The sequence below is a fragment of the Ensifer adhaerens genome (assembly GCF_013283195.1).
Lineage (GTDB): Bacteria > Pseudomonadota > Alphaproteobacteria > Rhizobiales > Rhizobiaceae > Ensifer > Ensifer adhaerens_G.
Genome location: NZ_JABEKT010000005.1, coordinates 393853 through 406868 on the forward strand (window position 1 = coordinate 393853; position 13016 = coordinate 406868).

General features: G+C 64.8%; 12 protein-coding genes. 9 read left to right on the forward strand and 3 right to left on the reverse strand.

The window, feature by feature from the left end:
- Window positions 1-65 precede the first annotated feature (65 nt).
- Both cobF and ung read right to left on the reverse strand, forming a co-directional pair.
- A complete protein-coding gene (cobF, locus tag LPJGGPFB_RS31100) occupies window positions 66-836 on the reverse strand; it encodes a precorrin-6A synthase (deacetylating) (RefSeq protein ID WP_173423758.1) in 771 nt (256 codons plus the stop codon).
- Window positions 837-980: 144 nt separating this feature from the next.
- Complete coding sequence (gene ung, locus LPJGGPFB_RS31105) at window positions 981-1688, reverse strand: uracil-DNA glycosylase (protein ID WP_173423759.1); 708 nt, start codon at window positions 1686-1688, stop codon at window positions 981-983.
- A 208-nt stretch (window positions 1689-1896) separates the two neighbouring features.
- Between ung and modA the strand changes: the two genes are divergently transcribed.
- The 3 genes from modA (at window position 1897) to modC (ending at window position 4558) form a co-directional block, all read left to right on the forward strand.
- Window positions 1897-2688 carry a molybdate ABC transporter substrate-binding protein gene (gene modA / locus LPJGGPFB_RS31110; RefSeq protein WP_173423818.1) on the forward strand — a complete coding sequence of 264 codons (792 nt, stop codon included), beginning with the start codon at window positions 1897-1899 and terminating at the stop codon, window positions 2686-2688.
- Window positions 2689-2786: 98 nt separating this feature from the next.
- Window positions 2787-3488 carry a molybdate ABC transporter permease subunit gene (gene modB, locus LPJGGPFB_RS31115; protein ID WP_173423760.1) on the forward strand — a complete coding sequence of 234 codons (702 nt, stop codon included), beginning with the start codon at window positions 2787-2789 and terminating at the stop codon, window positions 3486-3488.
- The gene (gene modC, locus LPJGGPFB_RS31120; protein ID WP_173423761.1) at window positions 3485-4558 is read left to right on the forward strand and encodes a molybdenum ABC transporter ATP-binding protein; all 1074 of its coding nucleotides are present in this window, start codon (window positions 3485-3487) and stop codon (window positions 4556-4558) included. The genes modB and modC overlap by 4 nt, the downstream gene beginning before the upstream one ends.
- On the opposite strand, the gene LPJGGPFB_RS31125 is transcribed toward modC, so the two are convergent.
- The gene (locus LPJGGPFB_RS31125; RefSeq protein WP_173423762.1) at window positions 4530-4925 is read right to left on the reverse strand and encodes a winged helix-turn-helix domain-containing protein; all 396 of its coding nucleotides are present in this window, start codon (window positions 4923-4925) and stop codon (window positions 4530-4532) included. The genes modC and LPJGGPFB_RS31125 overlap by 29 nt on opposite strands.
- 183 nt (window positions 4926-5108) lie before the next feature.
- On the opposite strand from LPJGGPFB_RS31125, the gene LPJGGPFB_RS31130 reads away from it, so the two are divergent.
- The 6 genes from LPJGGPFB_RS31130 to LPJGGPFB_RS31155 all read left to right on the forward strand — a co-directional run bounded on the left by LPJGGPFB_RS31130 (window position 5109) and on the right by LPJGGPFB_RS31155 (window position 12960).
- A complete protein-coding gene (locus LPJGGPFB_RS31130) occupies window positions 5109-6440 on the forward strand; it encodes an NAD(P)/FAD-dependent oxidoreductase (RefSeq protein ID WP_173423763.1) in 1332 nt (443 codons plus the stop codon).
- 330 nt (window positions 6441-6770) lie between these two features.
- On the forward strand, window positions 6771-8003 hold the full coding sequence (locus LPJGGPFB_RS31135) for a 3-methyl-2-oxobutanoate dehydrogenase (2-methylpropanoyl-transferring) subunit alpha (RefSeq protein WP_173423764.1): 1233 nt from the start codon (window positions 6771-6773) through the stop codon (window positions 8001-8003).
- 1 nt (window position 8004) lies between these two features.
- The gene (locus tag LPJGGPFB_RS31140) at window positions 8005-9018 is read left to right on the forward strand and encodes an alpha-ketoacid dehydrogenase subunit beta (RefSeq protein ID WP_173423765.1); all 1014 of its coding nucleotides are present in this window, start codon (window positions 8005-8007) and stop codon (window positions 9016-9018) included.
- Window positions 9019-9020: 2 nt separating this feature from the next.
- Window positions 9021-10310 carry a dihydrolipoamide acetyltransferase family protein gene (locus LPJGGPFB_RS31145; RefSeq protein WP_173423766.1) on the forward strand — a complete coding sequence of 430 codons (1290 nt, stop codon included), beginning with the start codon at window positions 9021-9023 and terminating at the stop codon, window positions 10308-10310.
- A 7-nt stretch (window positions 10311-10317) separates the two neighbouring features.
- On the forward strand, window positions 10318-11712 hold the full coding sequence (gene lpdA, locus LPJGGPFB_RS31150) for a dihydrolipoyl dehydrogenase (protein ID WP_173423767.1): 1395 nt from the start codon (window positions 10318-10320) through the stop codon (window positions 11710-11712).
- Between the two features lie 66 nt (window positions 11713-11778).
- A complete protein-coding gene (locus LPJGGPFB_RS31155) occupies window positions 11779-12960 on the forward strand; it encodes an acetyl-CoA C-acyltransferase (RefSeq protein ID WP_173423768.1) in 1182 nt (393 codons plus the stop codon).
- Window positions 12961-13016 lie beyond the last annotated feature (56 nt).

The following is a 13016-nucleotide window of genomic DNA, read 5'->3' on the forward strand; positions in this document are numbered from 1 at the left end:
GTGACCGACGTTGAGAGAGATCAAAGGCGACGGCAAAAGTCCTGAGAATGCAGCGGCAGCCGCGCCTATTCGTCGAAATCGGCACCCTTGCGCAACAGATAGATATCCATGATCCACCCCATCCGCTCGCGCGCCTGCGCCCGCGCCGCCAGGATCTTGCCCCTGACGTCGGCAAGGCGGCCGGAAATGACGATTTCGTCCGGCGTTCCGAGATAGGCGCCCCAATAGATCTCGGCTTCAGGGTCATCGATCCGCTGGAATGCCTGCTCGCCGTCAAGCATGACGACCGAGGTCTGGCTGCGCGCGGGAAAACTCTCCGCAAGCCGGCGACCGGTGGTGATCTCGACCGGTTTGCCTACGAGGTTCAGCGGGATGCGATGGCTGGCACAGAGCGCCTGCAGGCTGGTGATCCCGGGAAGAACGTCATAGTCGAAGACGACCTTGCCGCGCGCCTTCACCCGCTCGACGATGCGGATGGTGCTGTCGTAGAGCATCGGATCGCCCCAGACGAGAAAGGCGCCGATCCCGTCTTCGCTGAGTTCTCTGCCGATCAGGCGCTCGTAGATTTCGGCGATGCGGCCGTGCCAGTCGTCGACGCTGCCGTCATAGCTGACGCCTTCGGTGCGGCGGACCGGCACGGCGAATTCGACCGTGCGGCTGTCGGCGCGTGTCACGTAGCGCGCGCAGATCTCGCGGCGCACTTCGGCAAGCTCGGTTTTTTTCTCGCCCTTGGTCGGGATGAACAGCACGTCGGCGCGGTTGAGCGCGTTGATCGCCTGGACGGTCATGTGCTCCGGATTGCCGGAGCCGATGCCGATGATCAGAAGTTTTCGCACGGGCGTCCCTGCCGTTCGTCTAAGTGTTGCAGCGACCGTCGCGCGCCGGAACCGGCGCGTAGGCCTGACCCCGTGTCTTGGCGGATTGGCGGTTGAGACGCAAGCTCCACGCGCGACAGGGCTTCGGCCGCCAGCGCCATGACATCAGGGCGACGAAGGCGCCTCCGGATTTTCGGGCAGCGTCCAGTCGATCGGCTCGAAACCTTTGGAGACGAGGAATTCATTGGCCTGAGAGAAATGCCGGCAGCCGAGAAAACCGGAATGCGCAGACAGCGGCGATGGGTGCGGCGCCCGCAGCACCAGATGGCGCGAACGATCGACGAAGGCAGCCTTCTTCTGCGCATAGGACCCCCAGAGCAGAAACACCACAGGGTGATCGGCTTCGTTGACGGCGCGGATGATCGCATCGGTGAAGCGCTCCCAGCCGCGTCCCTGATGCGAGGCAGCCTGCCCGCGCTCGACGGTCAGCACGCTGTTGAGAAGCAGCACGCCCTGCTTTGCCCAGCTCTCGAGAAAGCCGTGACGGGCCGGCGCAATGCCGAGGTCGGTCTTCAGTTCCTTGTAGATGTTGACCAGCGACGGCGGCGTGCGCACGCCCGGGCGTACGCTGAAGCAGAGCCCGTGCGCCTGGCCGTCGCCGTGGTAGGGATCCTGTCCGAGGATGACGACACGCACCTTGTCGAGCGGCGTCAGATCGAGGGCGCGAAAATACTCGGATCCTCGCGGAAAGATCTGCCGTCCTTCGTTGCGCGCGGTGAGAAGGAACTGCTTGAGATCGCCCATATAAGGGCTGGAAAATTCCGGCTCCAGTGCCGCTTTCCAGCTCTCTTCGAGCTTCACTGCCGTTTCCATGCCACCTCCGCTTCGTTTCATCCGCTTGCGCCCCGGAATTTAGGCCGATCGGCCGACACCGCAAGCGGCAATCATGCACCGAGCCGCTTGTTTCACGGCTTTTACTAGCGCGCTCCAACAGCATTGTATTTCAACAGATACAACGCTAATCAGGAGGAGATATCGTTATATCCTGAAAAATATCACGAACTTGATGGAGGCAAGAATGATGAAACAACGCAGACAATTGCTGAAGGGTCTGGTGCTCGCCCTCGGCGTCGCCTGGGCCAGCGTTACCTACGCGCCAAACGCCGCCATGGCCGAAGACAAGGTAACCGTCTTTGCCGCCGCGAGCCTGAAGAACGCGCTCGATGCGATCAACGCCGAATGGCAGAAGGAAAGCGGCAAGGAAACGACCGTTTCCTATGCGGCAAGCTCGGCCCTTGCCAAGCAGGTCGAACAGGGCGCACCCGCCGACGTCTTCATCTCCGCCGATCTCGCCTGGATGGACTATCTGGCGGAGAAGAAGCTGATCAAGGACGACACCCGCGCCAACCTGCTCGGCAACCGCATCGTTCTGGTTTCGGGCAAGGCAGATGCGCAGCCGGTCGAGATAAAGCAAGGCTTTGACCTCGCAGCGCTGGTCGGCGACGGCCGCCTGGCGATGGGTGCGGTCGATTCCGTGCCGGCCGGCAAGTACGGCAAGGCAGCGCTTGAAAAGCTCGGCGTCTGGTCGACCGTCGAACAGAAGGTTGCCGGCGCGGAGAGCGTGCGTGCGGCACTGCTGCTCGTTTCGCGCGGCGAAGCGCCCTACGGTATCGTCTACCAGACCGACGCTGCAGCCGATCCGGGCGTCAAGGTCGTCGGCACCTTCCCGGAAGAAAGCCACCCGCCGATCATCTACCCGATCGCGATCACTGCGGACAGCAAGAGCGCCGATGCGGCCGCCTATGTCGACTTCATCAAGTCCGACAAGGCAGCACCACTCTTTGAAAAGCAGGGCTTCACCATCCTGAAATAACCGCTGCCTCGCCTGTGCATGAACGGGCGAAGCATCTATCTTGCTCCGGCGCCGCGAACCTCGCGGCGCCGGAGAATTCGACCGGGGGTGGCAAGACGGTGGATTGGTTGGAGTTGAGCGACGCGGAATGGACGGCGATCCTGCTGAGCCTGCGCGTGGCAACCGTCGCGATGATCTGCAGCCTGCCCTTTGCGCTCGGCGTCGCAATGCTGCTCGCGCGCGGCCGCTTCTGGGGCAAGGCGGTGCTGAACGGCCTCGTGCACATGCCGCTGATCCTGCCGCCGGTCGTCACCGGTTTTCTGCTTCTGCTGCTGTTTGGTCGTCGCGGACCGATCGGCGCTTTTCTTGCCGAACATTTCGGTCTGGTGTTCTCCTTCCGCTGGACCGGCGCTGCCCTTGCCTGCGCCGTCATGGCCTTTCCCCTGATGGTGCGCAGCATCCGACTGTCGATCGAGGCGGTCGACCGCAAGCTCGAGGATGCGGCAACCACGCTCGGCGCGGGACCCGTCTCGGTATTCTTCACCGTCACCCTGCCGCTGATCCTGCCGGGCATCATCGCCGGCATGGTTCTCGCCTTTGCCAAGGCGATGGGCGAATTCGGCGCGACGATCACCTTCGTCTCCAACATCCCCGGTGAGACGCAGACGCTGTCGGCCGCGATCTACACCTTCACCCAGGTGCCGGGCGGCGACGCCGGCGCCATGCGCCTGACGATCATCTCGGTCATCATCTCCATGGCGGCGCTGATGCTCTCGGAACTGCTGGCAAACGCTGCCGCCAAGCGGACGATTGCCGCATGACCCTTCTCGTCGAAGCCCGCCACCGGCTCGGAAATTTCTCCGTCGACGCCGCTTTCACCTCCGATGGCGGCGTCACCGCGCTGTTCGGCCGTTCGGGCTCGGGCAAAACCTCGCTCATCAACATCATCGCGGGCCTGATGAAGCCTGAAAGCGGCCGCGTGGTGCTCGACGGCGACATCATCGCCGACAGCGAGCGGCGGATCTTCACACCAGTGCATCGCCGCCGTTTCGGCTACGTGTTCCAGGAAGCGCGGCTGTTCCCGCATTTGAGCGTCGCCAGCAACCTTGCCTATGGCCGCTGGTTTGCCGGCAAGCAAGGCAAGGCAGCCGACACGACACGCATCGTCGAGATGCTCGGCATCAGCCATCTGCTCGAGCGCAACCCCTCGGCCCTGTCGGGCGGCGAACGCCAACGCGTCGCCATCGGCCGCGCCTTGCTGGCCGCGCCCCGCCTGCTTCTGATGGATGAGCCGCTCGCCGCCCTCGACGAGGCCCGCAAGGCCGAAATCCTGCCCTATCTCGAACGCTTGCGCGACGATGCCGGTATCCCGATCGTCTATGTCAGCCATTCCGTCAGCGAAGTCGCGCGTCTCGCCCAGCGGGTCGTGGTGCTCGAAGATGGCCGCGTGAAGGCCTCGGGTGCGGCTGCCGACGTGCTGAGCGCGCCGGCAGCGACGGTCGCCACCGGCCTGCGCGAAGCGGGCGTTCTGCTAGAAGGCGTGGTCGAGACGCACGACACCACGCATGACCTGACGACGGTGCGCGTCGGCGAGCGGTTGATCCGGGTGCCGAAAATCGACCTCGCGCCGGGACACGCCTTGCGCCTGCATATCGCCGCGCGCGACGTCATGCTGGCGACGGCCCGCCCTGAGGGCATCAGCGCGCTCAACGTGCTGGAGGGGACGATCGTCGAAATGACACCGGGCGAGAAGGGCAGCGTCGATATCAGGGTCGATTGCGGCGGCACAACGATCGCATCGCGCATCACCAGCTTTTCACGCGATGCGCTTCAACTGCATCAGGGAAAGCCGATCCACGCGATCATAAAGTCCGTGGCGATCGATCACTGATCGGCGTCTGGTCGGGATCGCGCGCGTCTTCCAGCCAGGCGAGATCGTCGGCAATTGCCGCCCGCGCCTTTGCCTCCATCTCGCGATAGCGGCGGATCAGCGTCTCGCCGAAAGGGGTCAGCGCCGCGCCGCCGCCCTGTTTGCCGCCGCGCTGACTTTCGACCGACGGCTCCTTGAACATCCGGTTCAAGGCATCGACCAGCAACCAGGCCCGGCGGTAGGACATGTCCATGGCCCGGCCGGCCGCCGAGATCGATCCGGTCTCACGGATATGTTCCAGAAGCATGATCTTGCCGCGCCCGAGCCGGTCTTCGAGCGGGAAGTCGATGCGCAGGATCGGGCGAAGGTCGTCGGGGCGGTCGTTCATGCGCGAAACATAGAAGCTTGCGCGCCAAATCGAAAGACTGCGCCGATGGCATCAAACCGATTTCGCACCATCCGATCGACGCAAACATTGAAATGATCAGAAAGCTAGAATCCGGGCCTTGATCTGGCAGTGCCGGCATGCACCGATGGCGCGTTCGCAAACCCCGCCTGAAAGCTCCCTCCCATGCCCGGTCCCACTCTCGATATCGTCGAAACCGATCAGAACCTACCGGCGAAAGCCGATGTCGTCATCGTCGGCGGCGGCATCATCGGTGTCAGCACCGCACTGTTTCTGGCAGAGCGCGGCATCGACGTCGTGCTCTGCGAAAAGGGCGTGCCCGGCGCTGAGCAGTCTAGCCGCAACTGGGGATGGGTGCGCGTCATGGGCCGGGATGAGCGGGAAATACCGCTGGCAATCGAGGCGCTGAAGATCTGGGATACGCTCGATGCGCGCATCGGTGGCGAGACCGGCTTTCGCCGCAACGGCATCCTTTACATTTCCGAGAATGAGACCGACATCGCCAACCGCGATGCCTGGTTGGCGATGGCGAGACCCTATGGCGTCGATAGCAGACAGATCGGGTCGGAAGAAACGGAAGCGTTGATGCCGGGCGCCGGCATCCGCTACCAGGGTGCGCTGCACACGCCGAGCGACGGACGGGCCGAGCCGCAAAAGGCGGTACCGGCGATCGTTGCCGGGGCGAGGCGCGCCGGTGCCCGCATCCTTTCGGGCTGCGCTGTCCGTGGCATCGAGAGACAAGCCGGGCGCATCAGCGCCGTCGTCACCGAAAAGGGCCGGATCGAAACCTCTGGTGTCGTCGTGGCCGGTGGCGCCTGGTCGCGGTTGTTCCTCAAAGGGCTCGGCATCCGGTTGCCGCAATTGAAAGTGCGCAACACCGTGCTTCGGACCAGCGCAGTCTCGGGCGGCCCCGAAGGCGCGGGTGCAACCGGCACCTACGCCTATCGCAAACGGCTCGACGGTGGCTACACAATTGCCGATGGCGGCGCCAACCTGCATCCTGTCGTGCCCGACAGTTTTGCCTTCTTCCGCGATTTCCAGCCGGCGCGAAAGGCCGAAGGCGATTCCGTTCAGGTCGGCCTCAGCGCCCAGAGCTGGCGCGAACTGTTCGAGATCGGCACTGTTCCGCTCGACCGCCCAGGCGCTTTCGAGCGGCATCGGGTGCTGGATCCGCAGCCCGACCAGCACTCGGCGCTGCGCGCATTCGACGAAGCCAGGAAGGCGTTGCCGTCGCTTCGCGAGGCGCGGGTGCAACAGGTCTGGGCGGGCCTGATCGACGTGACGCCCGACGCCGTGCCGGTGATCTCAACGGTCGAAAGCCTGCCCGGGCTGATCGTTGCCACGGGATTTTCCGGCCATGGCTTCGGCATCGGCCCGGGTGCCGGGCATCTGGTCGCCGACCTCGTCACCGGCGGAAAACCGATCGTCGATCCCACACCTTTTCGCCTCTCCCGCTTCTCCGACGGCACGCCGATCACCATCGCTCCGCCGGTTTGAACAGACGAACCAGAAGTCGTCACGCAAGAAAATTACGCGCAAGGCCAACCGGAAATCGCAGCGGCACCAGCCGCTGCCATGGCTATGGCAGGATTCTGTCTTTCTTCAGCTGCAAGCATCGCGAGCGGCCGAAAGGCCTTCATAAGCCCCTGAACTCGTGGCAGTCTGTGTGCATTCCCGTTGGGAGAACGGGGCTGAGGAGGAAGGCGTGACGACCTGGGCGGAGGAGCCTGCAGGTGGTCGCGGCCGCTTTTGCCGTCTGGCGACGTCCCGTTTTCCCCATGCTTGTAAGGTGCGCGTCGCGCACGCCGGAGGGAGGCCGGAAACCGCATGAGCGATCCCGATCGACTTAGCCTGCATGTGCCCGAACCGGCGGTCCGCCCGGGCGGCCAGCCGGACTTCTCCAACGTCAAGATCCCGAAGGCCGGCTCTGTGCCGAGGCCCGAGATCGACGTCGCGCCGGAGGAGATCCGCGACCTCGCCTATTCGATCATCCGCGTCCTGAACCGCGATGGTGAAGCCGTCGGCCCGTGGGCCGGGCTGTTGTCCGACGACGAGCTGCTTGCCGGCCTCAAGCACATGATGACGCTGCGCGCCTTCGATGCGCGCATGGTCATGGCGCAACGCCAGGGCAAGACGTCGTTCTACATGCAGCATCTGGGCGAAGAAGCGGTCAGCTGCGCCTTCCGCAAGGCGCTGAACAAGGGCGACATGAATTTCCCGACCTATCGTCAGGCGGGTCTGCTGATCGCCGACGAATACCCCATGGTCGAGATGATGAACCAGATCTTCTCGAACGAGAGCGACCCGTTGCGCGGCCGGCAACTGCCGATCATGTATTCCTCCAAGGAGCATGGCTTCTTCACCATCTCCGGCAACCTCGCCACCCAATATGTGCAGGCGGTCGGTTGGGCGATGGCTTCAGCCATCAAGAATGACACGAAGATCGCGGCCGCCTGGATCGGCGATGGCTCGACGGCGGAATCGGACTTCCATTCCGCCCTCGTCTTTGCCTCCACCTACAAGGCGCCAGTCATTCTCAACATCGTCAACAACCAATGGGCGATCTCGACCTTCCAGGGCATCGCCCGCGGCGGCTCCGGCACCTTTGCCGCCCGCGGCCTTGGTTTCGGCATTCCGGCGCTGCGCGTCGACGGCAACGACTATCTCGCCGTCTATGCGGTCGCCAAATGGGCAGCAGAACGCGCCCGACGCAATCTCGGCCCGACGGTGATCGAATACGTCACCTACCGCGTCGGCGCGCACTCCACCTCCGACGATCCGAGCGCCTATCGGCCGAAGACGGAATCGGAAGCCTGGCCACTCGGCGACCCCGTCCTCCGGCTGAAGAAGCACCTGATCCTGCGCGGCGCCTGGTCGGAAGAACGCCACACCCAGGCGGAAGCCGAGATTGTCGACGCGGTGATCCAGGCGCAGAAGCAGGCCGAGGGCCACGGCACCTTGCATGCCGGCGGCAGGCCCTCGGTGCGCGACATCTTCGAAGGCGTCTATGCCGAGATGCCGCCGCATATTCGCCGCCAGCGCCAGAAGGCAGGATACTGATATGGCCAGAATGACAATGATCGAGGCCGTGCGCAGCGCCATGGATGTCTCCATGGGGCGCGACGACAATGTCGTCGTCTTCGGCGAGGATGTCGGCTATTTCGGCGGCGTCTTCCGCTGCACGCAGGGGCTTCAGGCGAAATACGGCAAGACCCGTTGCTTCGACGCACCGATCAGCGAGAGCGGCATCGTCGGCACGGCGATCGGCATGGCGGCCTACGGGCTGAAGCCCTGCGTCGAGATCCAGTTCGCCGACTACATGTACCCGGCTTATGACCAGATCACCCAGGAAGCGGCGCGCATCCGCTATCGCTCCAACGGCGACTTCACCTGTCCGATCGTGCTACGCATGCCGACCGGCGGCGGCATCTTCGGCGGGCAGACGCACAGCCAGAGCCCGGAAGCGCTGTTCACCCATGTCTGCGGCCTCAAGGTCGTCGTGCCGTCCAACCCGTATGACGCCAAGGGCCTGCTGATCGCCTCGATAGAAGACCCGGATCCGGTGATGTTCCTGGAGCCGAAGCGGCTCTATAACGGCCCGTTCGACGGGCACCACGACCGCCCTGTCATTCCCTGGTCGAAGCACGATCTCGGCGAAGTGCCGGAAGGCCACTACACCATCCCGATCGGCAAGGCGGAAGTACGCCGCAAGGGCTCGGCCGTCACTGTGATTGCCTATGGCACCATGGTGCATGTGGCGCTGGCCGCCGCCGAAGAGACTGGCATCGACGCCGAGGTCATCGACCTTCGCAGCCTGCTGCCGCTCGATCTCGACGCCATTGTGCAATCGGTCGAAAAGACCGGGCGCTGCGTCGTCGTGCATGAGGCAACGCTGACCTCGGGCTTCGGCGGCGAAATCGCCTCGCTTGTCCAGGAGCACTGCTTCTATCATCTCGAAGCCCCGGTCGTGCGCGTCGCCGGCTGGGACACACCCTACCCGCATGCCCAGGAGTGGGACTATTTCCCCGGCCCGGCGCGCGTCGGACGCGCGCTCGTCGAAGTGATGGAGGCCTGAGCATGGGCGAATTCGTAATCAAGATGCCGGATGTCGGCGAAGGCGTGGCCGAGGCCGAGCTGGTCGAATGGCATGTGAAACCAGGCGATCCCGTGCGCGAGGACATGATCCTCGCTGCCGTGATGACCGACAAGGCGACGGTCGAAATTCCCTCGCCGGTCAACGGCACGGTGCTCTGGCTCGGCGCCGAGATCGGCGACACGGTCGCGGTCAAGGCGCCGCTGGTGCGCATCGAAATCGCGGGCGAAGGTGAAGCAACGCCTGCGCTGGATGAAAAGCCCGTCGCCAAGGAAGAAGAGAAACCGGCAGCGAAATCCGAGACCGCAGCTCCGGTCGCAAAACCGGCGCAGCCTGCAAAAGTGGAGGTGAAGACGCCGGCGTCCGCCGCCAATGGCGTGCACGTCTCCCCTGAACGTCTGGAAAAGGCACTGGCCTCACCGGCCGTGCGGCAACGCGCCCGAGACAGCGGCGTCGACCTGCGCCAGGTCAGCGGCAGCGGCCCTGCCGGCCGCATCACTCACGACGATCTCGACCAGTTTCTTGCCCGCGGCGCGCAACCGGCTGCAGTGCCTGCCGGGCTCGTGCGCAAGACTGCCGTCGACGAGATCAAGGTCACCGGCCTTCGCCGCCGCATCGCCGAGAAGATGACGCTGTCGACCTCGCGCATCCCCCACATCACCTATGTGGAGGAGGTCGACATGACGGCGCTCGAAGACCTGCGCACGATGATGAACCGCGATCGCAAGCCGGATCAGCCGAAGTTGACGATCCTGCCCTATCTGATGCGCGCGCTGGTCCGGGCGATCGCCGATCTGCCCGGTGTCAACTCCACCTTCGACGACGGCGCCGGCATCATCAGCCGTCACCATGCCGTGCATATCGGCATCGCCACGCAGACGCCGGCAGGCCTGACCGTGCCGGTCGTGCGCCATGCCGAAGCGCGCGGCATCTGGGACTGCGCCATCGAGCTCAACCGGCTGGCGGAAGCGGCCCGCACCGGGACGGCGACGCGCGATGAGCTCACCGGCTCGACCATCACCATCTCCTCGCTCGGCGCGCTCGGCGGCATCGTCTCGACCCCGGTCATCAACCACCCCGAAGTGGCGATCGTCGGCGTCAACAAGCTGGCGGTCCGCCCGGTCTGGGACGGCACGCAGTTCGTGCCGCGCAAGATCATGAACCTGTCGTCGAGCTTCGATCATCGTGTCATCGACGGCTGGGATGCGGCGACCTTCGTGCAGCGGCTGAAGACGCTGCTCGAAACGCCTGCGCTCATTTTCGTGGAGGCTTGAGGCGAACATGAAGGAAATCTCCTGCAAGCTGCTCGTCATCGGCGCTGGCCCCGGCGGCTATATCTGCGCCATCCGCGCCGGCCAGCTCGGCGTCGACACCGTCATCGTCGAGAAGGCGAAAGCCGGCGGCACCTGCCTCAATGTCGGCTGCATCCCTTCCAAGGCGCTGATCCACGCCGCCGACGAATTTCATAAGCTGCGCTCGGCTGCGTCGGGCCGCAGCCCGCTCGGCCTGTCGCTCGCCAACCCGACAATCGATCTCGCCCGCACCGTCGCCTGGAAGGATGGCATCGTCGGACGCCTGAACGGCGGCGTCACCGGCCTTTTGAAGAAAGCCGGCGTCAAGGCCGTCATCGGCGTTGCCCGTTTCGTCGACGGCAAGACGGTCGACGTCGAGACCGAAACCGGCCTGCAGCGCATTCGCGCCGAAGCGATCGTGATTGCCACCGGCTCGGCACCGATCGAACTAGCCGACATGCCCTTCGGTGGCCCGATCATTTCGTCGACCGAGGCGCTGTCGCTTAAAAGCGTGCCGGCCAGCGTCGCCGTCATCGGCGGCGGCTACATCGGGCTGGAGCTCGGCACCGCCTTTGCCAAACTCGGCGCCCATGTCACCGTGCTTGAGGCGCAGACGCGCATCCTGCCGCAATATGACGCCGACCTGTCGAAGCCGATCGCCAAGCGCCTTGGCGAGCTCGGCGTCGAGGTGTTCACCCAGACGGTCGCCAGGGGGCTCTCCGCCGACGGCAAGACCCTGCTCGCCGAACACAATGGCCGGCCGATCGAGGTGCCGGCCGAAAAGGTGCTGGTGACGGTCGGCCGCCGACCGGTGACCGACGGTTTCGGGCTCGAGGAGATCGATCTCGATCGCGCCGGAAAATTCATCCGCATCGACGACCAGTGCCGCACCTCGATGCGCGGCATCTATGCGATCGGCGACGTCACCGGCGAACCTATGCTGGCGCACCGCGCCATGGCGCAAGGGGAAATGGTCGCCGAGATCGTCGCCGGCAACAAGCGCGCCTGGGACAAGCGCTGCATTCCTGCCGTCTGCTTCACCGACCCGGAGATCGTGACGGCAGGCCTTTCGCCCGACGAAGCCCGCGCCACAGGCATCGAGATCAAGATCGGCCAGTTCCCCTTCCAGGCGAACGGCCGCGCCATGACGACGTTGTCGGAAGACGGTTTCGTGCGCGTCGTCGCCCGCGCCGACAATCACCTGGTCCTCGGCATCCAGGCCGTCGGCCACGGGGTGTCGGAGCTTTCGGCAAGCTTCGGGCTTGCGATCGAGATGGGGGCGCGGCTGGAAGACATCGCCGGCACGATCCACGCCCATCCGACCCAGTCGGAAGCGTTCCAGGAAGCAGCGCTCAAGGCGCTGGGGCATGCACTGCATATCTGAGCGGCGCACCGGTGAAATGGCGCCCGCCAGCGTCAACCGTTGCCTCTTGCCGTATGGGAGAAAGACATGAGCAGAACTGATCCGATCGTCATCGTTTCGGCCGCGCGCACCCCGATGGGCGCCTTTCAGGGCAGCCTGAAGGATCTGACCGCACCGGAAATCGGCGCCATAGCGCTGAAGGCAGCACTCGACCGCGCCGGCCTTGACGCTGTCGACGAAGTGCTGATGGGCAATGTGTTGCCGGCCGGCATCGGCCAGAACCCAGCGCGCCAGGCTGCTCTCGGCGCCGGCCTTGGCAAGGAAACGCCATCGACGACCATCTCCAAGGTCTGCGGCTCCGGCATGAAGGCCCTGATGCTCGGCCACGACGCGCTCCTTTCGGGCAGCGCGTCGGTGCTTGCCGTCGGCGGCATGGAGTCGATGACCAACGCCCCCTATCTGTTGCCGAAAGCGCGTGGCGGCTTCCGCCTGGGGCATGGCGAGGTCAAGGATCACATGTTCCTCGACGGCCTCGAGGACGCCTATTCCGGCCGGCTGATGGGCACCTATGCCGAAGACACGGCCGAACACTACCAGTTCTCGCGCAACGATCAGGACGCGTTTGCGCTGCGCTCGCTGGAGCGCGCTAATCGGGCAGCCGAAGATGGTTCCTTTGCCGAGGAAACGGTGGCCGTCAGCGGCGCCGGCAGGCGGCAGACCGCCAACCTTGATCGCGACGAGCAGCCGACCAAATCGGATCCGGCAAAGATCCCGAAGCTGAAAGCCGCCTTTCGTGATGGTGGCAGCGTGACCGCTGCCAATTCGTCGTCGATATCAGACGGTGCAGCGGCGCTGATTTTGATGCGTGCGAGCGAGGCGGAAAAGCGCGGGCTGACGCCGCTTGCCGTCGTCGCTGGCCATGCCGCCCATGCGCAGGAACCGGCCTGGTTTACCACGGCACCGATCGGCGCGATCGACAAGCTGATGGCCAAACTTGCCTGGGAGAAGGGCAGCGTCGGCCTTTACGAAATCAACGAGGCCTTCGCCGTGGTCGCGATGGCCGCAATCCGCGACCTCGGTCTGTCCGACGATATCGTCAACATTAACGGCGGCGCCTGCGCACTCGGCCACCCGATCGGCGCATCCGGCGCCCGCATCATCGTGACGCTCCTGCACGCCATGCGCGCCAAGAACGTCAAGCGCGGCATCGCCTCGCTCTGCATCGGCGGCGGCGAGGCGACGGCGGTCGGGCTGGAGCTGTTGCACTGACAAAAGAGTGCCACCGGTCGAACCGGTGGCGCCTCTCGTTTTCAGGTGGCAATTGC